Annotated in this window: 23 protein-coding genes; 2 read left to right on the top strand and 21 right to left on the bottom strand. The window is 42.2% G+C overall.

Annotation, left to right across the window (positions count from 1 at the left end; genetic code table 11):
• Positions 1 to 269: 269 nt before the first annotated feature.
• The 9 genes from NFS18_RS07915 to NFS18_RS07955 form a co-directional block, all read right to left on the bottom strand.
• A complete protein-coding gene (locus NFS18_RS07915) occupies positions 270 to 1,238 on the bottom strand; it encodes an AraC family transcriptional regulator (RefSeq protein ID WP_251389550.1) in 969 nt (322 codons plus the stop codon).
• A gap of 80 nt (positions 1,239 to 1,318) precedes the next feature.
• Positions 1,319 to 2,101, bottom strand: a complete 783-nt coding sequence (locus NFS18_RS07920; protein ID WP_251389551.1) for a ParA family protein — start codon at positions 2,099 to 2,101, stop codon at positions 1,319 to 1,321.
• A gap of 2 nt (positions 2,102 to 2,103) precedes the next feature.
• Positions 2,104 to 2,688, bottom strand: a complete 585-nt coding sequence (locus tag NFS18_RS07925) for an HD domain-containing protein (RefSeq protein WP_251389552.1) — start codon at positions 2,686 to 2,688, stop codon at positions 2,104 to 2,106.
• A gap of 115 nt (positions 2,689 to 2,803) precedes the next feature.
• Positions 2,804 to 3,541, bottom strand: a complete 738-nt coding sequence (ymfI, locus tag NFS18_RS07930) for an elongation factor P 5-aminopentanone reductase (protein ID WP_251389553.1) — start codon at positions 3,539 to 3,541, stop codon at positions 2,804 to 2,806.
• Positions 3,542 to 3,629: 88 nt separating this feature from the next.
• Entirely contained in the window at positions 3,630 to 4,871 is a 1,242-nt protein-coding gene (hflX, locus tag NFS18_RS07935) for a GTPase HflX (protein WP_251389554.1), read from the bottom strand.
• 74 nt (positions 4,872 to 4,945) lie between these two features.
• Positions 4,946 to 5,782: a tetratricopeptide repeat protein gene (locus tag NFS18_RS07940; protein WP_251389555.1), complete on the bottom strand. Its 837-nt coding sequence runs from the start codon at positions 5,780 to 5,782 to the stop codon at positions 4,946 to 4,948.
• 37 nt (positions 5,783 to 5,819) lie between these two features.
• Positions 5,820 to 7,679, bottom strand: a complete 1,860-nt coding sequence (locus NFS18_RS07945; RefSeq protein ID WP_251389556.1) for a heavy metal translocating P-type ATPase — start codon at positions 7,677 to 7,679, stop codon at positions 5,820 to 5,822.
• A gap of 241 nt (positions 7,680 to 7,920) precedes the next feature.
• Positions 7,921 to 8,652, bottom strand: coding sequence for a GTP pyrophosphokinase (locus NFS18_RS07950; protein ID WP_334301860.1), 732 nt, complete (start codon positions 8,650 to 8,652; stop codon positions 7,921 to 7,923).
• Between the two features lie 143 nt (positions 8,653 to 8,795).
• Positions 8,796 to 9,851: a PTS transporter subunit IIC gene (locus tag NFS18_RS07955; protein WP_251389558.1), complete on the bottom strand. Its 1,056-nt coding sequence runs from the start codon at positions 9,849 to 9,851 to the stop codon at positions 8,796 to 8,798.
• A 246-nt stretch (positions 9,852 to 10,097) separates the two neighbouring features.
• Here NFS18_RS07955 and NFS18_RS07960 point away from each other — a divergent pair, with 246 nt between their 5' ends.
• Complete coding sequence (locus tag NFS18_RS07960) at positions 10,098 to 10,361, top strand: hypothetical protein (RefSeq protein ID WP_251389559.1); 264 nt, start codon at positions 10,098 to 10,100, stop codon at positions 10,359 to 10,361.
• A gap of 4 nt (positions 10,362 to 10,365) precedes the next feature.
• On the opposite strand, the gene htpG is transcribed toward NFS18_RS07960, so the two are convergent.
• Complete coding sequence (htpG, locus tag NFS18_RS07965) at positions 10,366 to 12,423, bottom strand: molecular chaperone HtpG (RefSeq protein WP_251389560.1); 2,058 nt, start codon at positions 12,421 to 12,423, stop codon at positions 10,366 to 10,368.
• Between the two features lie 311 nt (positions 12,424 to 12,734).
• On the opposite strand from htpG, the gene NFS18_RS07970 reads away from it, so the two are divergent.
• Positions 12,735 to 13,241: a GNAT family N-acetyltransferase gene (locus NFS18_RS07970; RefSeq protein ID WP_251389561.1), complete on the top strand. Its 507-nt coding sequence runs from the start codon at positions 12,735 to 12,737 to the stop codon at positions 13,239 to 13,241.
• Positions 13,242 to 13,334: 93 nt separating this feature from the next.
• Here NFS18_RS07970 and NFS18_RS07975 read toward each other — a convergent pair whose 3' ends face one another.
• The 11 genes from NFS18_RS07975 to NFS18_RS08025 all read right to left on the bottom strand — a co-directional run bounded on the left by NFS18_RS07975 (position 13,335) and on the right by NFS18_RS08025 (position 25,300).
• Positions 13,335 to 14,525 (bottom strand): S41 family peptidase, encoded by a 1,191-nt coding sequence (locus NFS18_RS07975; RefSeq protein WP_251389562.1) that lies wholly within the window; start codon positions 14,523 to 14,525, stop codon positions 13,335 to 13,337.
• A gap of 63 nt (positions 14,526 to 14,588) precedes the next feature.
• Positions 14,589 to 15,755: a murein hydrolase activator EnvC family protein gene (locus NFS18_RS07980; RefSeq protein ID WP_251389563.1), complete on the bottom strand. Its 1,167-nt coding sequence runs from the start codon at positions 15,753 to 15,755 to the stop codon at positions 14,589 to 14,591.
• Positions 15,756 to 15,832: 77 nt separating this feature from the next.
• Complete coding sequence (locus tag NFS18_RS07985; protein ID WP_251389564.1) at positions 15,833 to 16,786, bottom strand: permease-like cell division protein FtsX; 954 nt, start codon at positions 16,784 to 16,786, stop codon at positions 15,833 to 15,835.
• Positions 16,776 to 17,462: a cell division ATP-binding protein FtsE gene (gene ftsE / locus NFS18_RS07990; protein ID WP_251389565.1), complete on the bottom strand. Its 687-nt coding sequence runs from the start codon at positions 17,460 to 17,462 to the stop codon at positions 16,776 to 16,778. The genes NFS18_RS07985 and ftsE overlap by 11 nt, the downstream gene beginning before the upstream one ends.
• 84 nt (positions 17,463 to 17,546) lie before the next feature.
• Positions 17,547 to 18,638 carry a PucR family transcriptional regulator gene (locus NFS18_RS07995; RefSeq protein ID WP_251389566.1) on the bottom strand — a complete coding sequence of 364 codons (1,092 nt, stop codon included), beginning with the start codon at positions 18,636 to 18,638 and terminating at the stop codon, positions 17,547 to 17,549.
• A 211-nt stretch (positions 18,639 to 18,849) separates the two neighbouring features.
• Positions 18,850 to 19,533 (bottom strand): WecB/TagA/CpsF family glycosyltransferase, encoded by a 684-nt coding sequence (locus tag NFS18_RS08000; protein ID WP_251389567.1) that lies wholly within the window; start codon positions 19,531 to 19,533, stop codon positions 18,850 to 18,852.
• Positions 19,534 to 19,589: 56 nt separating this feature from the next.
• Positions 19,590 to 19,808: a small, acid-soluble spore protein, alpha/beta type gene (locus NFS18_RS08005; protein WP_251389568.1), complete on the bottom strand. Its 219-nt coding sequence runs from the start codon at positions 19,806 to 19,808 to the stop codon at positions 19,590 to 19,592.
• 93 nt (positions 19,809 to 19,901) lie between these two features.
• Positions 19,902 to 20,690, bottom strand: coding sequence for a glucosaminidase domain-containing protein (locus NFS18_RS08010; RefSeq protein ID WP_251389569.1), 789 nt, complete (start codon positions 20,688 to 20,690; stop codon positions 19,902 to 19,904).
• A gap of 139 nt (positions 20,691 to 20,829) precedes the next feature.
• On the bottom strand, positions 20,830 to 21,603 hold the full coding sequence (locus tag NFS18_RS08015) for a tyrosine-protein phosphatase (protein WP_251389570.1): 774 nt from the start codon (positions 21,601 to 21,603) through the stop codon (positions 20,830 to 20,832).
• 368 nt (positions 21,604 to 21,971) lie between these two features.
• On the bottom strand, positions 21,972 to 23,402 hold the full coding sequence (locus tag NFS18_RS08020) for a glycoside hydrolase family 32 protein (protein ID WP_251389571.1): 1,431 nt from the start codon (positions 23,400 to 23,402) through the stop codon (positions 21,972 to 21,974).
• Positions 23,402 to 25,300, bottom strand: a complete 1,899-nt coding sequence (locus NFS18_RS08025; protein ID WP_251389572.1) for a PTS beta-glucoside transporter subunit IIBCA — start codon at positions 25,298 to 25,300, stop codon at positions 23,402 to 23,404. The genes NFS18_RS08020 and NFS18_RS08025 overlap by 1 nt, the downstream gene beginning before the upstream one ends.
• Positions 25,301 to 25,375 lie beyond the last annotated feature (75 nt).

Consider the following 25,375-nt stretch of genomic DNA (forward strand, 5'->3'; position numbering starts at 1 on the left):
AATGTAAAGCGGTTGAAAACACAGTAACTATACGGGTTTTTCCATAATTGGTACCGCCAGCGTGAATAATTCAGGATTATGTGTCTTCTTTTCAGCTTTCTTGCTGACGTCATAGGGAAATTGTAACAAAAGTGAAAGATGCCACTTCAAAACACAAAAAAATAGCACTATCTTTAGAAAAATAGTACCATTTCATTTTTTACTTTTCTGATTGCACAATTCTTCTATTTTTCGTTACTATTCAACATCTAATCCTCTCAAGATCAAGGTCATTTTCTCTCCACACTCTTCCGATATTCATTAGGGCTCATCCCATACCGTTCACGAAATCTCCGGTAAAAATAGCTTGTATTATCATATCCCACAGACTCAATGATATTTGCCACCGGAAGTCCCGTATTATCCAGCAGATATCTCGCCTGATTCATCCGCTTCTCTTGCAGCAGATCCTTATATGTCCTGCCGGTATTCTTCTTAATCTCTCTGCTTAACCAGTACACATCGTATTTCATCATTGCCGCCAATTCAGACAGACTTCCGTTTTTATAATGATCATCTATATATCTGAGCACGGTTCCCGTCAATTCTGTCTGGAACTTTCCACTGCCGGTCTCCATCTTATCTGTATAATTCAACAGCTGCAAAAACAGAAGCCCCATTGTAATCTGATTACAGCTCCGCTTATTTCCCATATCATAAAAAATTGTCCACACCATATTTTCTACAAGATTCTGCACCGGAAGAATATCAGCCACATGGAAATATAAATAAGAACTCAGACCATTATTACCGCTTAACGTTCCGATAAGAAACTCTCTCAGTGTATTTTCTTCCTCTCCCAGCATGGAAAATGCGGTATCAAAGAATTCAGGCAGAATAATAAAATTAACTGCAATATCTGTTTCCCTTGCAGGCAGAATCTCCTGCTCGGCATGCTGGTTCAAAAAAAGCAGATCGCCCTCTTCCAACACTACCCGGCTGCCGTCAATGATATGAGTTGTTGTTCCCTGACACATATAGATGACTTCTACATAATTGTGCTTATGCTTCGGAAAATGTACAAAGCGGGTATGAGGGCGTACCTGGATCAGCTTGCCTCTCTGCATCAATTTCTCAGAGTCTACGATTAACTCCCTTTTTTCGGTATACCTCTGCTGTTCAATGTTTCCGTTTCCGTCCAAAATATGCTGTTCCTCTTCAGTAATCACTGACAATGCCCTCAATAACTCCCGATTCATTTGTACCTTCCTTAAAACATACTGACAATCAGACACGCCCTTCCGATTTCAGTCTATGTATCCCCATTTTTGACATATCACTACAACCTTATGATTTCTTTTGTCAGTTCCATATATTCTTTCGCACTTCTGCTGCTTTTCTTATATGCCATAATCGGAGCATGATTATCCTGTGACCATTCGATTGTGCTGTCTACCCTGATAAATGTGTCAAATACTTTAACCCCTTCCAGATCTTTCAGCATATCTATCGTTTGCTTGAAATAACTCTTTCTTGTATCCACCTTTGTGATCAGTACGCCGCCGATCGTCAAATCTGGCGCGACCTGTTTCACCTGCTCTAAAAACTCAAACATATTTCCCAGCCCGAACAATCCCCATGGCGTAGACTCTACCGGTATAATAATCTGATCCGACGCGCACAGAATGTTCATCACCCAGCCGCCGAGAGTTGGCGGGGCGTCAATCAGAATATAATCGTAGATTTCCGTCTCTAAAATATTAGTAAGACATTTCTTTAAAATATATTCTCTCTGCCATTTTGTAAATAATTCATATTCAATAGAACTCATCAGTGTGGAGGACGGAATTAAATCCAGATTCTTATAATCAGAATATACAATATAATCCTTCAAATCATCCTGTCTGCGGATTCCTTCGTACAGATTCTTTTCACTCTGCGCAAATGCCAGCACCTGATCCTCATCAAACAGAGAAAGGGAAAGATTTAGCTGCATATCGCCATCAATCAAAAGTACCCTTTTCCCAAACTGTGTCAGTCCATATCCCACATTTGAGCAAGTCGTAGACTTGCCGCTCCCACCTTTATTATTTGCAAAGCAAATCACCTTTGTCTTCCCCATTTTTATAAACTCCTTTTTATCTCGTTCTTCCATGCCAGAGAAGCAGGTCCCTCCCCGAAATATTTCCGTACCAGATTACAATATTCCTGATATGCGTGAACATCTTCATATTCATCATGCAAAACATCCCGGATACTCTTGTAATACCAGCCCATAGCCGCCTTACTCTGCATTCGGAAACGAAGCCAGAACTCCTCTCCAATCTTAGGATAATCACGGTCAATATCTCGCATATTGGACAGCTTGTCCGCCAGCGCGATCATCTGTACTTCCTTTGGAACCTTTCCCAAACGCTGAATTGTTGCACTTTTTCTTTCTTCCCATGTTTTAGACTTATCCTCACTCTCACTTTGCACAAGAGACGCAACCCGGGTTCCGAATTTATCTTTCAGAACTTCCGCTGTCACACCGTTGCAATCTTCAATGGTATCGTGCAATACTGCGGCACAGACCACTTCTTCATCCTCCGTCATAGAGGCTACGATATCTGCCACCTCAATCGGATGAACGATATACGGACGCTTACTTCCTTTACGAAACTGCCCTTCGTGTGCCTTCGTTGCAAACTCAATGGCTTCGTTAATCATGTTCTGCCTCCTTTATGATTTCATACATGAAATGAAAAACCGATTTTATGATGTTTATGGACTTCTTCTAATACCAAAATCATACCACACTAACCAGGGAATCACAACGAGAATCCTATATGAATCCTCCGTCAAATCCTATAACCTGACCTGTCATATATGGGTGCTTTTCTGCCAGATCCAAGACCAGTTCTGCTGCTTCTTCCGGCGCGGCAAAACGTCCTGCCGGAACCTCTTCCGCAAGCATAATTCTCTCTTCTTCGGAAAGATGTGTATTCATTACTGTGTCTATGACTCCACAGGCGATTGCATTGACCTGAATATTGCTCGGGGCAAGTTCCTTGGCAAGTGCCATTGTCAATCCATTCAATCCGGCTTTCGTAGCAGAGTATGCCGCCTCACAGGAGGCTCCGATGCGCCCCCATATAGAAGAAATGTTGATAATTCTGCCGCATTTTTTAGAAACCATATAAGGAATCGCCGCACGGCAGCAGTAAAATGCCGAGGACAGGTTTGTATGAAGAATCTGGTTCCAATCCTCATCACTCATATCTGTCAAAAGCCCGATATAAGAGATTCCGGCATTGTTGACCAGAACATCCAGTCCATCGACTTGATTTTCTATTACCTGAAATATTCTCTGTACATCCTCAGAACATCCCACATCTCCCGGTACAATCGTACATTCTGCACCTAATGCCGTTAATTCCTCTTTAAGCTGATTTAACTGCTCCAATGATTTCCCTGAATTGATAAATACATGGTACCCCTCTCTGGCAAACCGCATAGCGCAGGCTCTTCCTATACCACGTGAAGCCCCGGTAACCAGTACACATTTCGTTTTTGTATCCATAATCATGCTTCCTGCCTTATTTAATCTTACTCTGTAATATTATAATATTCCAGACTTTTATATCCTTCCTGTCTTCGTATAAAAGCTTTTATACTTTATTGTATATCTCTTTCGGAACGTATGCTCTTACTTCAATTCCCTCCGGAACATACTCTTCTGAAAGAAGCTGCCCGTTCTGCCGGATCATCTGTATCTTTCCGGCTTCTGCAAATGAATACAACCGCTCCACATAAATCTGATCCTTCCGCAATATCTCTGCCAGGACAGCTTTGAGTTCTTCCAGCCCCTGACCAGTCTTTGCTGATGTATGCAAAGTATAATCTGCCTGAAAGTCACGCAATGCTCCTGCTCCTGCTGCTTTATCCTGCTTATTAAACAAAGTTACAACCGGTTTTTCCCTTACTCCAAGCTGACGCAGTGTATCGTATACAACATACATCTGTGTGTCCATCTGCGGATTGGACGCATCTACTACATGGATGATAATATCTGCATACTTAGCTTCTTCCAGAGTGCTTTTAAATGCTTCAATCAGATGATGGGGCAGCTTGCGGATAAATCCGACTGTATCAGTCAGCAGAATTTGCTGCTTTCCATCTAACTCCAATGCTCTTGTTGTTGTATCCAATGTAGAAAAGAGCATAGCATCTTCCAGTATCCCCGCACCTGTCAACGTATTTTCAATACTGCTTTTTCCTGCAGAGGTATAGCCGACCAACGCCGCTACTTTCAGATTAGACTGCTTTCTCTGTGAGCGGATCAGTTCCCTGTGCTGTTCCACCTCTTTTAATTCCCTCTTCAAACGGCTGATTCTCTCCCGGATCAAACGGCGGTCCATTTCCAGTTTCTTTTCTCCCGGACCTCTTGTACCAATCCCGCCGCCCAGCCGGGACAAGGAATTACGAAGTCCTACCAGCCGGGATGCCCTGTATTTCAATTGTGCCAGTTCCACTTGGATTTTCCCTTCTCCAGTTACTGCACGGGCGGCAAAAATATCCAAAATCAAAAGAGTCCGGTCAATAATCTTACAATTCAGATCCTCTTCCAGATTGCCAAGCTGAACGGAAGACAGTTCATCATCACAGACAATCCCTGTTGCATCTCTTTCCCACAAGAGCTCTTTTAATTCCGCTATCTTTCCTTTTCCAATATAAGTTGCAGGATGTATATTCTCTCGTTTCTGAATAAGCCGGCCAACCACGGCTGCTCCCGCAGTCTTTGCAAGTTCCCCCAGTTCATCCAGGGATTCTTCTGCCGGCTCACTGTCATCTGCCTGCACCCCCACAAGAATAACCCTCTCTTCCTGTTCTTTTAAATCATATAGACTCATAAAAATCTCCTTGTATATGAAAATAGATTGCACAAAAGCGCGGTCTTTACATCCCGCGCCTCCTTATTTTGTTCCTATCTTGTAGATAAGAATTCCGCCTCCTTCTGTGCGGCCGTATCTTCCGGATATGTCCCAATGTAAGCTTCCATCTCTGCCTTTGCATTGACCCAGTCCAGCTTCTTCTCGAAGCAGACAATCCGGTTAAGCTTCATTTCTTGAATCACAGCAGAATAATCCGCCGTCTGCTCTTCGCCAGACGTATCCGTATAAGCCCCTGATGCAGGAAGCGCCGCTCCTGCTTCAAAAGCGCTTAGCGCCCCGTCATAATCTTCCAGATACATTGCGGAAAGTCCTATCAGGTTGTAAAGAACCGGGGTCACTCCCCCGCCTAAATCAACGACTTGCTGTAAATTCATCCGTGCCTGCCCATAATCCTGCTGTACATAATATACCATTCCCAGACCGCGGTAAGCCTCTGTAATATACGGCGTCCCGTCCTCTGTCAGAGTCGCGGTATTCCCCTGTTCCTGTTGTGCCTGCTCATTGGCAATTGCTTTTTCAAACTGCTTGACTGCTTCTTCATATTGCTCCTCTTGAAGCAGTTGAACCCCCCTTTTTACATAGTCTTCAGCAGCTGATTTTCCTTGATACTGATAAACGTAATATCCGCTGATTCCCAACACCGCAATGATGAAAATCACAATCAGTGTTATCCCTATTCCTTTTCCCAACCCTCTCTTTTTCTGCCTCCTGAGTTTTTTACTGGTGGCAGCCTTTTTTGCCTGTGCTGTTCTCACACCAGAAGCGTTACCCCGCCCTCTTGTCTGTTTATTCTGCTTTGTGTTTGCCTGCACCTTTCGCCTGTAAATTTCCCCCCGAGAAACTGCCTGACCTTTATTCTCTTTACTCATAACGGTTTTATTCACACTTTCTTTATTATAATCATTTTTACTCCGGATATTTAAGCACCCAGAATGAATTTAAAATACTCACCAGCATCACACCCATATCCGCAATAATCGCATCCTGCATAGACACATATCCATAAAATGCCATAATTAAGAGTATCACTTTCATACCAATAGCAAATATCAGATTCTGTCTCACAGCACGAACAGTTCCTCTGGAAATACGGATTGCATTGATAATTTTGAATGGTTCGTCTTCCATCAGAATGATGTCTGCCGCTTCCAGCGCTGCATCTGCCCCAAGACCTCCCATCGCAATGCCTACGTCTGCCCTTGCAAGCACCGGTGCGTCATTGATGCCGTCTCCGACAAAAGCAAGCTTTTCACTTTCCAGCTGACTCGCCATGAACTCTTCCAGTTGTTCTACTTTATCCTGGGGCATCAGATTGGCATACACATATTCAATTCCCAGCTTTTTCGCCACATCTTCAGCCACCCGCTCATTATCTCCCGTAAGCATGACTGCCTCGATCCGCCGCCGGTTCATCCAGCGAATCGTACGCTTTGCATCCTGCCTGATAACATCAGATATCAGAATATGCCCCTTACATTCTCCATCGACCGCCACATATACAGCCGATCCTATTTCATTAGTGGGCTGATAAAAAATTCCCAATTTATTCATAAATTTGGAATTACCGATATGAACGGTTTTTCCATCTATCACAGCCTCCACTCCAAATCCGGGATGTTCTTTAATATCCTTTACACGGCTGGTATCCAGTTCCAAACCATATGCATCCTTCAGTGAAGCCGCAATCGGGTGATTAGAGTAAGCTTCTCCGTGTGCAGTAATCTCCAGCAAATCTTCCTCAGAAATTCCTTTCGGACAAACTTCCTGTACATGGAATACCCCCATCGTAAGTGTGCCAGTCTTGTCAAAAATAAATGTTTCTGTCTTGGACAATGCTTCCAGATAATTACTTCCTTTGATCATCACTCCCTGTTTGGAAGCTGCACCGATTCCGCCTAAAAATGCCAGCGGCACAGAAATCAGCAAACCAAATGGACATGCTGCAACAAGGAAAATCAATCCGCGATACATCCATGTCTCTGTATCATGAGAAGCAATCATCATCGGCGGCAGAATCATAACCAAAATTCCTAATAATGTTACAAGCGGTGTATAAAATCTTGTAAAACGATCTGCAAAATTCTCACAATCTGATTTTTTATAACTGGCATTCTCAACCAGCTTCATAATACGTGATGCTGTAGAATCTGCATAAGCTTTGGACACTCTTGCTTCAATCAGGCCGCTCAAGTTAATACTCCCGCTATATACTTTCTGTCCGATTTTCACTTCTCTGGGTATAGCTTCTCCTGTCAGCGCTTTCATATCAATTGTACTGACACCCTCTGTTACTATTGCATCTACCGGAATCTTCTCCCCCGGTTTGATAACAATCACATCTCCCGGATTCAACTCAGATGGGTTCACACTTTCTTCACTATTTCCTACTTTCTTATTAGCGGAATCAGGACGGATATCCATATATTTTGCAATGGATTTCTTAGTCCTGCTCATAGAAATCGCCTCGATCAGCTTACCTATCTGAAAGAACAGCATTGCTCCGACAGCTTCGGTGTATTTCCCAATCAGCATCGCTCCGATTGTTGCAATCAGCATCAGAAAATTCTCATCAAAAAAATGAACCCGGCGGAAATTCTTAAACATCTGCCAGCAGATTCCCGCCATCAGTGATATGTATGCTAATAAGAATACGATTAGTTTCGTTGTCGCTGATACATTCCAATATCGAACAGAACACAGTGCCAGTACATACAATACACCCCCGGCGCCAAGCTCCATAAGTTTATTTTTAACTTCCTTTGCCATATCGGCTCCCTCTTTTTCTTTTTTGATACACGATTGTAAACTCAATTGTTATTATACGGGAAATCCAGACCAAGGTCAAGCAAGCGGTAATGACAAATCCCCGTAAAAACAGACCTTTTTTCGTCATTACAAATTTCAATTCCCACACATAAAAAAGAAGTATTTCTTCTCCCGTTGCTTTTAACAGCGGATTCAAAACACTTCTTCTGTACTCGTAAATGTAATATTATATTCTCTTTCTCTAACTGTAGACTGTCACTTCTCTCTGCCCCGGCTTACTGCCGATCAGACTTTCCGTTACATCATTCATCTGGATCCGCTCCTGCCTGTGTCCCTCTTCTTCTCTGAGACATGCCTGAATCGCCTCATTCAGCGACAGCATCTTATCATCCAGCTCGGACACCATCTGTGCACATTCCCTAAGCTCCATACTAATGTAATCCGGTGCATTTCCCTCGAATTTGTAATAAATCTTGTGCTCCAGACTTGCCCAGAAATCCATCGCAATTGTACGGATCTGAATCTCCACTTTCGTATCCACCACACTGTCAGATAAAAAAATTGGAACTGATACGAGCATATGATAACTCTTATAGCCGCTCACTTTCGGATTCTTAATATAGTCCTTAATAGTCAGCACTTTTAAGTCACTCTGATTGCCAATCATTTCCGCAAGGCGGTAAATATCTGAAGTAAAAGAACATATCAAACGCACACCTGCAATATCGTTGATATACTTCACCATATTTTCAATAGATGTCTCATATCCGTTTCTTTTCAACTTCTTAACAATACTCTCCGGTGTCTTTATTCTTGTTTTAATGTGCTCAATGGGATTATACTTATGTACATGCTGAAACTCATCATTAAGAATATCCAGCTTTGTTCCAACTTCTTTTAATGCTGCGTTATACAAAAAAATGACTGTCTTCCAACTGTCAACATCTTCATAATTTCGGATTGCATCTCGGATCTGTCGTTCGCCTCCCAATTGTAAATCGCCTCCCTGTGACCTCGTTTTTTACTTATAACCACTTATTAATGATTATTATAACATATTCCTGATAATCTGTCACAGATTTCACGCTTTTTTAAGAAAGCCATTGTATCAAATCCTTAAAAATCCAGCTTCATATCGCCATATTTGATCCAGTTTTTCTTTCTCATAAATTCAGAAACTGCCAGTGTCAGAACTGCCGGAAGCAGCACCTGGATCACCAGAATCTTCAGAAGCACAATTACACCTGACTCTGTCTGGGTCATCACCTGCCATGTCATAATCTGACCAACCAGACCCGCTGTTCCCATACCAGAACCAGTCGCATTGCTAGTCATATGAAAAACCATGGTTCCCACGGGTCCGAGAACCGCACTGGAAACAATCGCCGGAATCCATATTTGCGGATGCCGCACAATATTCGGTACCTGCAGCATGGACGTTCCGATTCCCTGTGCCAGAAGTCCGCCGAACTTGTTTTCGCGGAAGCTGGCAGCCGCAAATCCAACCATATTGCAGCAGCATCCGACTGTTGCCGCGCCTGCCGCCAGTCCAGACAGATTCAGGATAATTCCGATTGCCGCTGAACTAATAGGCAATGTCAGGATCATCCCCATCAATACAGACACAACAATTCCCATCAAAAACGGCTGCTGTTCCGTACCCCAGTTAATCATAGATCCGATCCATCCCATAAAACCTGAAATCGGAGGTCCTGCCAGAAGTCCTACTATTGAGCCTGTACCGATGCACACAAGAGGCGTTACCAAAATATCAAGCTTCGTCTTGCCTGCCACAAATCCGCTCACTTCGATCGCTGCATAAGCTGCCAGAAATGCGCCCAAAGGCTCCCCCGGTCCGGAAAGCATCACTATATTTTCCTGCATAATCGCCCCTGAAAGAATCTGGCTTGCAAATGCGCCTGCCATACCGGCTGTGGCTGCTGATACTACAACGAGCTGTTCTGCATTAAATTTTCTTGCCACTCCTACTCCGATTCCCGCACCGGTCATTGCCGCCGCCACCTTACCTACAAGGTAGATCAGCTCTCCGAAACTGCCTCCGATCAGGCTGCCGATCTGCTGAATAATCGTTCCGATAATCAATGTAGCAAACAGTCCCTGTGCCATACCGCTTAAACCATCCACAAAAATTTTGTCCAAATACCTTTTCATCTTCTCTCACTCCTTCTTTTATTGTCTTGTCACCTGACAACACTATGACATTATAGCACTATCTTTTTCACATATCCAGTAAAAATTTTTCATGATATATGCAAAACTCACTGTATTAGGTTGTAAATGCGCAGTAAGATAAATAAATCCTATACAACATCTGGTTCTGATGTTATACTCAATTTCATAGAGTTCTCTTACTAAAATGTTTTCAGATTATTTGAATAAAATAAAGGAGTGTTTACCATGTTTCGTTTATGGGGAAAGATATTTAAAGATAATAGAATGCTGCGCGATACCGTTATCTGTGATAAAACAGATGACACCCGCACGCACAAGATTTTTCATGCGCTGGATGCCATCTGTTATGAATTTGACTTAAGTAAGCCCATCTGGCTGGATTCCACGATCACAGAATTCAAACGCCACGACAAAGCGCGTTTCTATCAGGATAATTTCGTAGATTCCATTGATTTTGATTATCTGGAAATTCATATAATCGAAGAATAAAAAATCATTTTGTCAAAAGCATCATAATCTCATTGCTTCTTTGTACAAACGCCGTCATTTCCTCCGGACTCAGCGGCTTGTGTGCCAGCATTGCAAGATCATACAACTGTTTACAGATAATCGGCACACTTTTGCTTTTCTTATGCTCTACAACAAACTTCACAAGCGGATGGTTCGCATTCAGGATCAGTGTTGCCTGACCGCCGAACATGGATGGATCCATCCCTCCCATGCTGTACATCCTCATCATTTCCTGCATACGGCGGGATTCCTCGGAAAGTACCGCCATAGATGCCACATTGTCATCTTTCAGGTTCTCAACCTTCACTTCCAGCTTGTCGTTGTTCAGTTCTGTACGGAAAATCTCTACAAGGCTGTCTGTTGTCTTTTGGAAATTCTCTTTCTCTTCCTCTGACACTTCTTCCTTTAGGGAGTCCAGAACGTCTGCGTCGATTCTCTGGAACTTCACATCTTCGTTCTGCTGTTCCATATATGTCACAAACGCAGTGTCAATATTATGGTTCAGTATCACAGCCTGCTGTCCCTGCTCTTTGAACATCTTCACATACTGGCTCTGCTGCTGTTCATCAGTTACATAATAAACCGTAACTTTTTCTTTTTCCTTTTCAGAATCACCCTCTGCTGTATCTGTATTCTCAGTTTCTGTCTTAGTCTCTTCTGTCTGCGCATCGTCTTCTGTAATACCTTTCGCTTCTTTCTCTGCCTTGATATACTCTTCCAGAGTCACATAGCTATGCTCCAAATTCTTGTACAGAACAGAATCTTTCACCTTTTTGCCAAACTTCTCGTCTTTCAGACAGCCAAACTTGATAAAAGGACTGATATCATCCCAGTATTTCTCATAGTTCTCACGGTCTGTCTTGAACATGCCGTTCAGCTTATCTGCCACTTTCTTAGAAATGTAATCGGCTACTTTTCCTACAAAGCCATCATTCTGCAATGCGCTTCGGGATACATTAAGCGGCAGATCCGGACAGTCGATCACGCCTTTTAATACCATCAGGAATTCCGGAATCACTTCTTTAATATTATCCGCAATAAATACCTGATTGTTGTATAACTTAATCGTTCCTTCAATGGAATCATACTCTGTATTGATCTTCGGGAAATACAGGATTCCTTTTAAGTTAAACGGATAGTCCATATTCAGGTGAATCCAGAATAATGGTTCTTTATAGTCCATAAATACCTTACGGTAAAACGCGATATAATCTTCTTTTTCACATTCACTTGGATTCTTGGTCCATAACGGATGGATATCGCTGAGAGAAACCGGACGTTTTACAATCTTAGCCTTTTGCTTCGGCTCGCCTTCTTCCCCTTCCTTCAATTCTTCTGTAATATGCTCCACTACCTCATCTGTATCAAGAACATCTGCCTCGTCAATCGTTTCATACTCCGGCTCTGCATTTGCCTTAGAGAGGAAAATCTCAACAGGCATAAAGGAGCAATATTTCTCCAGAACTTCTCTTACACGATACTCATTGGCAAACTCTAAACAATCTTCATTCAGATACAAAGTAATCTCTGTTCCAACAGTTGTCTTATTGCCATCCTGCATCTCATACTCAGTACCTCCGTCGCTGACCCAGTGAACCGGGACGGCTCCCGTCTGGTAAGACAAGGAGTCAATATGCACCTCATCGGCAACCATGAAAGAAGAATAGAATCCCAATCCGAAGTGGCCAATCATCTCGTCTTCTGTCGTCTTGTCCTTATATTTTTCAAGGAATTGTGTTGCACCAGAAAATGCAATCTGTGTAATATATTCTTCCACTTCATCAGCAGTCATTCCCAGACCGTTGTCAATGAATTTTAATGTTTTCTCTTCCGGATTCACGATAATTTGAATATTTGCCTTGTAATCCTCCGGCATATCATATTCGCCCATCATATCCAGTTTTTTCAGCTTAGTAATAGCATCGCATCCATTTGATACCAGCTCACGTACAAAAATGTCATGGTCAGAATATACCCATTTTTTTATAATCGGAAATATATTCTCGCTGTCGATTGATAAGTTACCTCTTTTTGTTCCCATTTGAAACACTCCTTTTTACATAATTAATATGGTTTGCAAAGAGTCTGTATAAGACTCTTCGGTTTTTATATCTTTTCTCTAAGGAGTATTCTAATACAGTGATTTTTAAAAGTCAACAAAAATTTAGCACTCTTTTCTGGTGAGTGCTAATAAATTAGTAAAATGTATTAAGATTTTATAAAGCATAGTTTTATATATTTTATTTTTTATCGCCATTTCTTAAAAAAAGTGGTATACTTAAAAAAATTTAAAAATATGAAATTTCATTCACAAGAAATTTTGTATATGTATTATAGTTAGGAGACGTGATTATGAACAATACATTTCGCACAGTAAAAGCTGAAAATGATAAGCAAATTCAGGAAATTGCAGAACTTGCAGAGATTATCTGGCATGAACACTTTGTACCTATCATCGGAAAAGAACAGGTAGAATATATGGTCGACAAATTCCAGTCTTATCATTCTCTGAAAGAGCAGATTGAAAATGGTTATGAATATTATCAGATAATTGACAGCGATGAGTTTTGTGGATACTGCGGAATTCATCAGGAAGACGATGGCAGACTATTCTTAAGTAAGCTCTACTTAAAAAAAGAAGCCCGCGGGCGGCATCTCGCCTCACAGGCTTTTGAATTCTTGAAAGCACTCTGCAAAGAACGGCATTTAAGCGCCATCTGGCTTACATGCAACAAGCACAATGACGGTTCCCTTGCAGTCTACCGCCATTTCGGTTTTGAAACCATAGATACCCAGGAAGCTGATATCGGAAATGGCTTTATCATGGATGACTATATAATGGAATATCAGATCAAATAATTCCGCCTCTCCATCTGAATGCTTCTGCTGCCATTGTGCATACTGTTCAAGCTGAAAGTACGTTTGTACAGATGGCAGCAAATAAGCACTATCTTAATTTATTTCTCCCCTTACTACTTCCAATGCCTTTTCCAGCTGGTTATCATACCCGGGGTTCTCTTCTTCGTACTCAAATTCTACTTCCACATCTGGTATAATTCCCTTCTGATTAATACTTCTTCCGCTTGGCAGGAAATACTCTGCTGTAGTCAGCTTCATACTCGTACCGTCACCCAAATCCAGGATATCCTGTACAACACCCTTACCATACGTAGTCATTCCGATGATCTCTCCGATTCCATAATCCTGTATTGCTCCCGAAAAGATTTCAGATGCACTGGCGCTGTACTGATTTACAAGCACTGCCAATGGTTTATCAAATGCATTCGTCCCGTCACATGTATATTTCTCCTGCTCGCCATCCCGGTCTCGAATGGATACGATATCTCCCTCTGGCAACAACATCTGAAGCATTGCAACAACTGTATCCAGATTGCCGCCTGGATTACTGCGGATATCGATAACCAGACCTTTCATCCCCTGTTCTTCCAGTATGGTCAGAGCTTCCCTGAACTGATCTTCCGTCACATCGTCAAATTCCTGAATATAAATATAACCAACCTGCCCGTCTTTCATTTCATAGTCAACAGTCATTGCCTGTACTGTATCCCGAATAGCTGTCAGCGCCAGTTCTTTTCCGTCACGCAAAACATGCAGGGTCACTTCCGTTCCTTGCTCTCCTTTGATCCATGTCACGATTTCATCCAGGCTTTCACCTGCAATCACATGGTCATCTACCTGGATCAAAATATCTTCTGCAAGGATCCCCGCCTCTTCTGCCGGGGAATCCTCGTATACCTGAGTAATTGTAATCGTCCCCGCATCTACATCCTGCGAAAGTAACGCGCCGACTCCGAAAAATTCACCGGTCACACTCTCGAGCAGTTCTTTTGTTTCCTCCTCTGTAAAATAATTGGTGTACGGCTCATCCAGTGCTTCTAGGTATCCAGCATACAAGCCTTCAATCAAATCTTCTTCGTCTACATCCTCTTTATACAGATAATAACGATCAACGATTGTATCCAAAATATTTAACTTTTTCTCTACTTTAGCTTTTTGCGTTAATGCCGGAACCAGCCCAACACTCCCTGCCAGTCTCCACAAGCCTCCTCCCAGCGTCATCACACAAAACATAGCAAGGGCGCCAACAAGCGCCCCTTTTAAAAATCTGTTGTCTTTTTTCATAGCAGTCCAACCTTTTTGCTATATGGCAAATCCGCCTGCTGCCGGTTGCCAAATTATTTTTATTTACAAGTATAACTGCGGATCAACTGGAGTACCATTAAGCTCCACCTGAAAATGCAGATGTGCTCCGAAAGAATATCCTGTATTCCCGACAACGCCTACTTGTTGTCCTTTCTCCACATATTGCCCTTCTGTTACTGTATAATAATCATGATGCATATATTTTGTAACAAATCCATCTCCATGATCAATAACAACCCAGTTTCCTGCACTCTGACTGTAAAAAGCATATAAAACAGTTCCTGATGCCGCTGCATATGTAGGTGTTCCTGTCGGCGCTGCCAAATCTAATCCGTTATGGAAAGAATTGTCAAAGGTACGGTATCCAAATGTACTAGATACTGTGGAACCTGGACATGGATGCGTAAACTGTCCGCTTCCACTCACCACATTGCCTGACGTCGGAGGCGCATAACCTCCGCCGCCATTGCTGCTGCCTCCGTTTTGCTTTGCAGCAGCTTCTGCTTCCGCTGCTGCTGCGGCGGCTGCCGCTGCCTCCTGCTGACGAATCCGTTCTTCTTCTGCCTTCTTGATTAATTCTTCCAAAACGCTGGCATTTTCTCCAATTTCTTTTTCCAAATTAGAAATCTCAATATTTTTTTCAGCAATCAAAGCTGATAAGCTATCTTGCTTTGCAATCAATTCACTTCGCAGAATTTCCATTTCCGCATATTCTTCTTTCAGTGCTGCTTCTTCTGCTTCCACCTGCTTTACTATTTCCTGAAACTCTGTTAACTGTCCTCTGTCATACTCAGAAAGAGATTGGGCGTACTCTGCCTTATTCAGAAAATCTCCAATATTTTCGCTTTCCAGAAGAACCTCAAGCATCTGCGTATTTCCATTCTCATACATAAACTTAATACGCTTCTTCATACTCTGGTACTGCGCATTCTCATTTACTTTTGCCTGCACCAATTCATCTTCGGCTTTCTGAATCTCTTCCAGCTTCTTTTCAATCTTATTTTGAATCTCTTCCATCTCTTTTGCAATAGAATTCAACTGTTCCGCCAAAGAATTCTTTTCTGACTCTGCAGTACTTTTCTGATTTTCAAGCTCATCCGCTTTCTTCTGTGCCTCATCAATAGTTACAGCCTGAACATTTAAAACCATACCCATACTTAGTATCAGTACGAGTAATGTACTTAACATACTTTTCTTACGTCTTTTCATATTTTACTCACCCTGCTAATTATTTATGCATTAGTCTTCGTGTATCATTTCTGCTTCGCAAGAATAAACTCTCCCCATCAAACCTTCAAATGCTTACGCACTGTAAAGAAACTTCCCACAAATCCGATTCCCACTCCCATCAGAAGTCCGACTGGAAGCAGGTAACGATATACATTCATTACCGGAAGAAAACTGATAATGTTGTTTAGGATACTGAACTTTTCTAAAATGTAAACAACTGCTTTTCCATAGAGTACATATAACAGTCCCAATGGAATTACAGCGCCGATAATTCCCATGATCAAACCTTCTATCACGAACGGCGAACGTACCACAAAATCCTTTGCGCCAATATATTTCATGATAGCAATCTCTTCCTTTCGCACAGTAATACCCATAGATACAGTATTGCTGATCAAGAAAATAGATACGCCAAACAATATCAGAATAATTGCAACAGATACATATCCAACCAATACATTAACACTGGAAAGCATATTGGCAACAACGTCAGACTTGTTTACCCGCCTCACTCCCTCCAGTCCATTGGCAAACTTAACCAGATCCTGCTGTGTTTTTGAAAGAGAACGCCCCTGTGAAATGAGACTGGCATCGTCATCCTCCACAACCCTCATGTATACCTCATAGTTGTCAGATCCGGCAAGCGGGTTATCATTCTTAAATCCTTCTGCCAATTCCGGTGCATCCTTGAAATACTCTTTTTGGAATTTGTCCCATGCTGCATCGGCTGACACATAATTGACTTCTGAAACATCCTCTCTTGCCTTCAGCGCCTCTCCAATCTTATTGATCTGTGACTGTGTTGCATCATCCTCAAAAAATACCGTAATTGCAACCCCTTCTTCCGCAGTCTTGATAATATACTGAAAGTTCAGCAATATTGAAAAGAAAAGTCCGAAGAGGAAAATACATGCTGACATAGTTGCAATCGCTGCCAGCGAAAACATCTTATTTCTTCCGATATTCTTAACCCCTTGTTTTCCTACATATCCTAATGTACTAATCCTCATCTATATACCCACCTTTTTGTTCATCACTCACGATTACGCCCTGTTTCATCGTAATTACCCGTTCGTTCATCTCGTTCACGATTTCCTGATTGTGTGTTACAACAAGTACTGTTGTACCACGCTCATTTGCCTCTTTCAGCAAACTCATAATCTCCCATGAGTTTGTAGGATCAAGGTTCCCTGTAGGCTCGTCCGCCAACAAAATAGCGGGTTCATTTACAATCGCTCTTGCGATTGCCACACGCTGCTGCTCTCCTCCGGAAAGCTCTTTCGGATAAGACTTATATTTCTGAGCAAGACCTACCAGTGACAATGCTGCCGGAACCTTTCTCTTAATAACACGGTTCGGTGTCTCTGTCACACGCAGTGCAAAAGCAATATTTTCATAGATATTTCTGTCTTTTAAAAGACGGAAATCCTGGAAAACAACGCCTAGTCCTCTTCTGTATTTTGCAACATGACGATGCTTCATACGGTTTAAGTTCTGACCATTTACAATAATCGTCCCCTCCGTTGGATCCAGCTCTTTCATGATCAGACGAATCAATGTTGATTTTCCTGATCCACTGTCACCCACGATAAACACGAACTCTCCCCGTTCAATCTTTACGGAGACCCCATTCAAGGCTGCATGCCCCTTTGAATACTCCTTCTTTACGTTCTTTAATTCAATCATATGTTCCTCCTAATTATCCTACCCCTCAGACCGCCGGTAACTATACCGAATGAACACCGGTTGTTACGGTATACCATGCCTTTTCTAATACTCCAGTGTTTCCATATACTTCATATACTTAACGACCATAAGCGCAATCTTGAATGTAATTGCGTCTTCAAAGACCCTCAGATCAAGACCTGTGCTTTTCTGAAGCTTATCAAGCCGGTAAACGAGAGTATTCCTGTGGATATAAAGCTGTCTGGATGTCTCCGATACATTCAGGCTGTTCTCAAAGAACTTGTTAATCGTTGCCAATGTCTCCTCATCGAATTCATCCGGAGATTTCCCCTCGAAAATCTCTTTGATAAACATCTTGCACAGCGGCAATGGGAGCTGATAGATCAGACGGCCGATTCCCAGCGTACTATATGCCACGATATCTTTTTCATCAAAGAATATCTTACCTACATCCAAAGCAAGCTTCGCTTCCTTATAGGACTTGGACACTTCCTTGATGTCATTGACAACAGTCCCATATGCGATATGGATACGCTCGTCACCGGTATCCTCACGCAAAAGTGCAAGCATCTCCTTTGCCATCTTATCCAGTTCTCTGCTGCCGTCCCTTGGATACAGTTCTTTTACCACAATAATGTTTTTCTCATCCACAGCCGTTATAAAGTCCTTAGACTTACCGCCGAGAAGATTACGGACATTATCAAGCGCCGCACTGTCTTTTTCATGCGATGTCTCAATAATAAAGATAACACGTTTTACTTCTGTGTCAATATGTAATTTTTTTGCACGGTTGTAAATATCCACCAAAAGCAAATTATCCAGCAATAAATTTTTTATAAAATTATCTTTATCAAAACGTTCCTTATATGCCACCAGAAGATTCTGAATCTGAAAAGCCGCCAGCCTGCCCAGCATATATGCATCTTCCCCCTCGCCGACTGCAAGAAGTATGTACTCCAACTGCTGCTCGTCAAATATCTTAAAGAACTGACAGCCTTGTATTGCCTGGCTTTCCGCCGGTGACTGTCCGAAAGAAACTACAGCGTCTTCGTACTCTTGTCCATTCTCTATTGTACCTGCCAGAGCCTTCCCCTCCGTGTCATACACGCAGAAATCAACCCTACAAATCCCTTTTAAACCTTCCATTGTATTCAGAAGTATCTGATTCGTTATCATGGCAACAACCTCCGCTCATCCTCTTTAATCCATGTGCATTTTTCACAAAATTTTTCTTCTATAAAATATATATCTATATCTTGACATTTTATATATTAATGCAAAAGCACAAAAAAATAAAGAGGAAATCCATCTTTTTTATGCATTTCCTCAAATTCTTAACAGAAAATTCATTTTTTTGACCTATACAGAGTACACAAAATCTTTTCCTTTAATTGATGTCTGTCATATCTGTTTTTTGTTTTTTCACCTGATAATGAAAAAACTTCTTCATCATAAACTGTACAATTCTTCCAGATGTTTTTTTCTCCTTACTTTCAGACACTGCTAAAATTCCATTAAGCAGCAGACGTGCGTTCAGCAGCGCCTTGCATCTGACAGCAAATGTTTCTCCATAAGGTGTTGAAAGCCCTGACAAAATACAGTCCGGCTCAACTCCATTTATCTCATTGATTACATTTTCTTCCATACTGCCATCTGTCGGAAGAACAGCCTGACCGGCGATCAGAAGACCGGAAGCATACAGCTTCAGCACGGTCTGTATTCGTACCAGTTCATCTTCACTCTCAGCTAAAAGGAAAAGCGTTTTTCTGTTCTTTTGCAGATATTTAAAAAACATTCTTAAAAAAGTGGCATTATCCACATCCCGAACCAAATTATGCTCCAGTTCTTCTGATGTCTCAAGCAATGCCTTCTCTCCCGGCAGCAGCAAATCAAATTTCTGTACCTGCTCCCGCCATATTTCATCATCTTTTTCTTTCATCAGCATCTCAAGTGTAACCAGTTCAATTGTATTGACAGTTTCCTCTTCCAGATACTGTATCGCACATTTCATTACTTCTTTTGCGGTAAGTACTGTTATATCTATACCAAATATATTAATCTTCCGGTTCATGATTTCTCACCTGTTTTCCACTTTTCAACTATACGATTGTATCAAAAAGGGACAAATTATTCAACCTTTTCAGACAGTTTATTTTTACTCCTTTTTTCCTTTCTGCGCTTTGTAACCAGACCGCCAATCCGCCCCGTTTCTTTGGATGACAAAGATTTCCACCCATCCTGCAGCACACGGTCTAAAAGCCCCAGTTCCTCGGCGATTTCATATTTTAATTTCTCTTCCTGCTCCAGATTTTTCAGATCGATCGGTTTCTTCTTTTTTTCAGACATTTCTAACCCCTTCGTAACTGTTCAATATCTTCACAGTTACACTCCTTCTTTCTTTTTTAGGAGTATTGCCTGAAATTGGAAGAATATTCGTAATTATTCGGCTGCAAGTTCCTTCATGTTTTTTATCATCTCTACAATAGATGGACCATAATTTTCCGCAGTTGCCCAGCCCTGTCCCTCGGGATTCTCATTCTTGCCTAACCATTCCACATAAGGCGCGCTGCCTTTGATTACATATTCGTACCTGTCATCCACACAAGCCTGGCTAAGTGTATCTGTTGTCGCATATGCTTTCAAATGCTGAATCTGTGCCCTCACTCCCGTCCGGACATCCGGATAAGTATTGCCCGGCACACCACCGCCGGTTGTTCCGATTCCGGCAAAGTTAAACTGCTCAATAGATGCATCTCCCCCGTACTGCAGCCATCCCGTCTCCTTTAGCATCTGGGCAAAAGCAACTTCCGGAAGCACGCCTTCTGCTTCTGCTTCTTCTACATAAATCTGACAAAAAGTTTCTATAGAATCTGCTCCGCCTTTTGCCATCATTTCTGCCGGATATTCCACCCCCGCAGAACAAAAATACTCTGCCATGTCTTCTATCGCAACAGAACTTTTTCCCATAATGGGATATTGCCCTTCTGCAATTACTTCTTGTATCTCTTCTTTTTCTTTTACTTCGCTTTTTTTTGTATCTATTTTTGATTTTTGCTCTGCTGCCTGGTTTTCAGCCTCTGCCCGGGCGGCTGTTTCTGTTCCTGGCTGCACGGCATCCCCGTCACTTAATTTTGCCCCTGCAATTCCAAGACAGAGTGCTAACATCACTGCAAGTCCGATCTCCAGCCACATTTTCACTGTTTTATTCCGAAGCCATGCAAAATCCATAGAATTATCCTTTCCTGTCCCGTTTTAATATAAATTACATAAAATTATCTTTTTATATTCAATATATTTTATATCCCCCCTCAAATATGTATAAAGTAGATCATGCTTTTACAGCAGAAATGAAAACAATTCCTCACCGCTATGAAAGATACATACTGCGAAGTGTGTTCCATTCACCTTCCTTCAAACCAATTCCCTCTGAAATATACTTTTCAAAAGAGCCATATTCTTTCTCAGCCATTTCATAACAAATTTCCAGATATTCCTGTTCCACACAAAGAGCCGCATTTACCGCCTCTTCCATTTCCTTCGGTACATCCGATGCTCTCAACTGTGCCAGGATCTCCTCATTAACATTCTGCCTTAATATATTTGTTTTCAGATAATCTTCCATGATATCTTCTTTTGACACACCAAGAACCGTCAGGATCACTGCCGCAGAAATCCCCGTTCTGTCCTTACCGGCAAAGCAATGGAAAATTGTTGATCCCTTTGGTGTATTTAAAAGAATCTGTAAAAAATCATACAGTTTTCCCCTTACATTTTTGCTCGTAATAAAAGAGGAATACAATCCCTTCATCATCAAATATATCTGTTCCACATTCTGCATCTGTTTCAGCTGCTCTTCACTTCCATTCGCCTGTCCCTCTTTCTCTCCTTCAAAGAAATCCAGCGCTATATAATTGATTCCCGAAATCTCGGCATCAGGCGAAGACTTCTTTTCATTTACCGTACGCAGATCCACAATATTAGAAAGATGCAGCTCTTCTGTCAGAACTTTTATATCTCCCTCTGTCACCTTGGATAATTCTCCGGAACGAAGCAGCCTTCCAAACGCAACCGTTCTTCCATCTCTGGTCTTCAATCCCCCCAAATCCCTAAAATTATCTAATTTTTCTAATTTGTAACTCATAATAAACATCCTTTCTTTCACAACGTATCGAAACTATTATACCTGGTGTTCCTATAATATCACAATCACTCAAAACAGTCCACCGGACTGTCTATCGCATGCCCGGCAACAGAAAAGAAGAGGTTACTGTTCACACCCTACGGGTGCTCCAGTAACAGTATCCAGCCCATTTTAAATCGCCTTCGGCGAGGGGCTGGATATATCGCTGTATCACTTCATTGACCGGACACCTTGCAGCACAGTGCAAGGCGCCGTGTGAACAGTAACAAGGAGAGTACTGTGCACATCAGCAGGTTGTGCACAGTACTAAAGGGAGCAGTCTGCACTCAGCGGACCGCTCCCTTTGTTACTGTTCTTTCTTCTTGTCTTTATTTTATCTCCAGTGTATTCAGCTTCCAGTAATGGACTTTTGCTCCCGGATTATTTATCTTAAAACTGCTCTTTCCATTTTCTGTATAGAAACGAGATGTGAATACCTCTTCGCCCCCATTCAGGAATATCTCCATACAAGATGTGTCCATCAGCATGCGGACCGTCTCGCACTTGTCCAGATGAACGCTTCGGCTTCTGCGGCCCCGTCCAATATCTGCCGCCTGATCAAACTCCAGCGTAAAAATCTTTTTGTCCTTCTCATAAAAGAGGTAAATACTGTCTGAAATAACAATTTCAAACTCTTCTGACTGATTCACTTTTACCTCTGCATCATAGCATGACATTTCCTCCGAAATTTCTCCGGTTTCCAGCACCTGCTCTTCTGCCCTTAACACCTTCAGCTCTTCTGCCGGGTACTGCGTAATATGTCCGTTTTTCAAACAGATTTCTCTCGGCACAGTAAGCGCGTTCTGCCAGCCGTATTCTACTGTCGGATTCTCATGCTCCGGCACATCCGGCATTCCGATCCATCCTATCAGCAGCCGTCTGCCCTTTTCATCTGCAAAGGTCTGCGGAGCGTAAAAGTCAAATCCTCTGTCCCACTCTTTGAACCCCCAAAGATCATATTCTCCTGCGAAATCTCCCTGTACCTTATAATAACCCGACTGATACAGATTCTGATAATTTATTCCATCAGACTCAATCCCTTGCGGTGATATACTGAGGATCTTCTGACCATCTACCATAAACACATCGGGGCACTCCCACATATAACCAAATTTTTCATCAGAGGAGATGGAGTGAACAAATTCCCAGCGTCTTAAATCCCCAGAACGGTACAGCAAGATTTCTCCTACATCTTCTCTTGTTCTCGCTCCCAACACCATATAGTCACATCCATCGTTGATCCCGATATCCGCTCCGCTCACTACCTTTGGATCCCTCACATGACAAGTCAGATCGGATGGATAGTCAGCATTGGTCATCAGACATTCTTTTCTGCCAAATGTTCTTCCGTCATTACTTTCAACAAGTACTGTGTTGCTCTGGCGTCCATTCGTTATATAATTATAGTCGCCCTTAAGTTTTACGTTTCCCGTATAATATAAATACATTTTTCCGTCACGCACCAGTGCCGAACCAGAATATACTCCTCTGGACTCAAAGGATTCTTCCGGAGAAAGAGCAGTTCCCGCATACTCCCAATGAAGCAGATCCGGACTGATATAATGCCCCCAGTGCTTCATGCCTCCTTCCGGCTCCCCCGGGGAATATTGGAAGAACACATGATATTCCCCGTGAAACTGACAGAGTCCGTTTGGGTCATTTAACCACCCATCTGGCGGCATCAGATGCAATTGTAATCTCCACTTATCTGTATTCATCTTGCTGATATCTCCTGTTTTACTATATTCTGCTTTTTTCATTATATCCTTGCTGTAAACTCAATCATTTTATTTTCTGTGGAATCTGTAACAATTACAGCGCTCACTGTAGACAGACCCGCTTCTGTAATTTTATCTATATCAAATTCAATAAGAAGCGCTCCTTTTTTTATCTTCTGACCGCTTTCCACATGGACACGAAACGGCTTTCCTTTTAATGTCACTGTTTCAATTCCTACATGAATGAGCAATTCTGTACCGTCTTCTGCTGTGAGTCCAATTGCGTGCTTTGTATCAAATACAGTAGACACCGTTCCGTCAAATGGCGCATACACTTTTCCTTCAGATGGCTTTACACCAACACCGTCTCCCAACACACCCGATGCAAATGTCTCATCCGGGATTTCACTTAACGCAATGACTTCTCCCGGAATCGGACTGAAAAATTCTGCTCTTTTTCCGGATAACTCTGTTTCCATCTGCTGACCATCGGTTTCCGTTTTCACTTTTTCTGTTTCACTCTTCCCTTCTACAACCTTTGCTTCTGTGCTTTGTTCTGTCTCTTCTTCAAACCCCAAAACACCTGTCAGTACAAATGCTGTACCAAACGCGATTACCATTGTGATTACGTAATTCAGTGGGTTATGTAAATGAAGCAGGATTCCAAAAATTCCCGTTACCCCCGTACCTGTTGCTCCAAGTCCTACAATGGAAGCGTAAAGTGCTCCGCAGGCACCGCCGATAGATGCCGCAATAAATGGCTTTCCATACCGTAAGTTCACCCCGAAGATCGCCGGCTCTGTAATTCCCATACACGCACTCAGTGCAGAGGGAAGTGCAACAGATTTCATTTTCGGATTTTTACTTTTCACTGCAACCGCCAGGGCTGCGCCGCCCTGTGCAACATTCGCTGCAGATGCAAGGGGTAGCCAGTAAGTCAGTCCATACATAGAAAGCTGTCCCAAATCAATCACTGTATACATATGGTGAATACCGGATACAACTGTCAGTGCATACAGACCGCCCATAATAAGGCTCCCAATCCCGAACGGAAGAGTCAAAAGCTTCTGGATTCCGCCGAGCAGCCCGTTTTCAACAAACACAAATACCGGACCGATCGCCGCCAGCGTCAAATATCCTGTGACAAACACACTGACAAGAGGCGTTACAAATAAATCAAACATCGGAGGAACTATCTTATGCAGCTTTTTCTCGATCACACTCAAAACAAATACTGCAATGATAACCGGGATAACGTGCCCCTGATAGCCGACCATGTCAATCTCCCACAGTCCGAAAAATACATCTTGTGTCTTCTGTACCCCTTCTGTTGCAACTGTCCATGCATTCTGCAAATTCGGGTGAATCATAATCATACCGATTACCGCTCCGAGAAATGGATTCGCGCCAAATACTTTTGCTGCACTGAATGCAATTAAAATCGGCAGAAATACATATGCTACATTACTGAATAATACTGCAAACTGATAAATAGAACCTTCTGTACTGATCTGCAGGAATCCATTATTTACCATAAAATTCAGCGCTTCCATGATTCCCATCAGAAAACCACTGGCAACGATTGCGGGAATAATCGGTACGAAAATATCGCCGATTGTCTTAATCAGCCTTTGAAACGGATTTGCATTCTTTGCCGCTTCCCGTTTCACCTCTTCCTTACTCATCTCGGAAATACCTGCAATTTTGATAAATTCATCATATACTTTATTTACAGTTCCCGTCCCAAGAATAATCTGCATCTGCCCGGATGCAAAAAATACGCCCTTCACACCATCAATGTTCTCAACTGCCTTGTTGTCACACTTATCATTGTCTACGATCACTAAACGTAGTCTCGTTGCACAATGTGCTGCTGAAACCAGATTGTCTTTACCGCCGATTTTTTCAAAAATCTGCTGTGCTGTTTCCCTATAATCCATAATGCCCTCCTTTAAGATATCGTTTTCATTATATCATCTTATCACTCATTACTTTTCTATGTTTTCTTAAGATTT

It is taken from the genome of Mediterraneibacter agrestimuris (assembly GCF_943193195.1).
Classification (GTDB): domain Bacteria; phylum Bacillota; class Clostridia; order Lachnospirales; family Lachnospiraceae; genus Schaedlerella; species Schaedlerella agrestimuris.

Bases quoted from the DNA above. Each gene is read 5' to 3' on its own strand.
- NFS18_RS07915 (WP_251389550.1), bottom strand. From the start codon at position 1,238: ATGAATCGGGAGTTATTGAGGGCATTGTCAGTGATTACTGAAGAGGAA.
- NFS18_RS07920 (WP_251389551.1), bottom strand. From the start codon at position 2,101: ATGGGGAAGACAAAGGTGATTTGCTTTGCAAATAATAAAGGTGGGAGC.
- NFS18_RS07925 (WP_251389552.1), bottom strand. From the start codon at position 2,688: ATGATTAACGAAGCCATTGAGTTTGCAACGAAGGCACACGAAGGGCAG.
- ymfI (WP_251389553.1), bottom strand. From the start codon at position 3,541: ATGGATACAAAAACGAAATGTGTACTGGTTACCGGGGCTTCACGTGGT.
- hflX (WP_251389554.1), bottom strand. From the start codon at position 4,871: ATGAGTCTATATGATTTAAAAGAACAGGAAGAGAGGGTTATTCTTGTG.
- NFS18_RS07940 (WP_251389555.1), bottom strand. From the start codon at position 5,782: ATGAGTAAAGAGAATAAAGGTCAGGCAGTTTCTCGGGGGGAAATTTAC.
- NFS18_RS07945 (WP_251389556.1), bottom strand. From the start codon at position 7,679: ATGGCAAAGGAAGTTAAAAATAAACTTATGGAGCTTGGCGCCGGGGGT.
- NFS18_RS07955 (WP_251389558.1), bottom strand. From the start codon at position 9,851: ATGAAAAGGTATTTGGACAAAATTTTTGTGGATGGTTTAAGCGGTATG.
- NFS18_RS07960 (WP_251389559.1), top strand. From the start codon at position 10,098: ATGTTTCGTTTATGGGGAAAGATATTTAAAGATAATAGAATGCTGCGC.
- htpG (WP_251389560.1), bottom strand. From the start codon at position 12,423: ATGGGAACAAAAAGAGGTAACTTATCAATCGACAGCGAGAATATATTT.
- NFS18_RS07970 (WP_251389561.1), top strand. From the start codon at position 12,735: ATGAACAATACATTTCGCACAGTAAAAGCTGAAAATGATAAGCAAATT.
- NFS18_RS07975 (WP_251389562.1), bottom strand. From the start codon at position 14,525: ATGAAAAAAGACAACAGATTTTTAAAAGGGGCGCTTGTTGGCGCCCTT.
- NFS18_RS07980 (WP_251389563.1), bottom strand. From the start codon at position 15,755: ATGAAAAGACGTAAGAAAAGTATGTTAAGTACATTACTCGTACTGATA.
- NFS18_RS07985 (WP_251389564.1), bottom strand. From the start codon at position 16,786: ATGAGGATTAGTACATTAGGATATGTAGGAAAACAAGGGGTTAAGAAT.
- ftsE (WP_251389565.1), bottom strand. From the start codon at position 17,462: ATGATTGAATTAAAGAACGTAAAGAAGGAGTATTCAAAGGGGCATGCA.
- NFS18_RS07995 (WP_251389566.1), bottom strand. From the start codon at position 18,638: ATGATAACGAATCAGATACTTCTGAATACAATGGAAGGTTTAAAAGGG.
- NFS18_RS08000 (WP_251389567.1), bottom strand. From the start codon at position 19,533: ATGAACCGGAAGATTAATATATTTGGTATAGATATAACAGTACTTACC.
- NFS18_RS08005 (WP_251389568.1), bottom strand. From the start codon at position 19,808: ATGTCTGAAAAAAAGAAGAAACCGATCGATCTGAAAAATCTGGAGCAG.
- NFS18_RS08010 (WP_251389569.1), bottom strand. From the start codon at position 20,690: ATGGATTTTGCATGGCTTCGGAATAAAACAGTGAAAATGTGGCTGGAG.
- NFS18_RS08015 (WP_251389570.1), bottom strand. From the start codon at position 21,603: ATGAGTTACAAATTAGAAAAATTAGATAATTTTAGGGATTTGGGGGGA.
- NFS18_RS08020 (WP_251389571.1), bottom strand. From the start codon at position 23,402: ATGAAAAAAGCAGAATATAGTAAAACAGGAGATATCAGCAAGATGAAT.
- NFS18_RS08025 (WP_251389572.1), bottom strand. From the start codon at position 25,300: ATGGATTATAGGGAAACAGCACAGCAGATTTTTGAAAAAATCGGCGGT.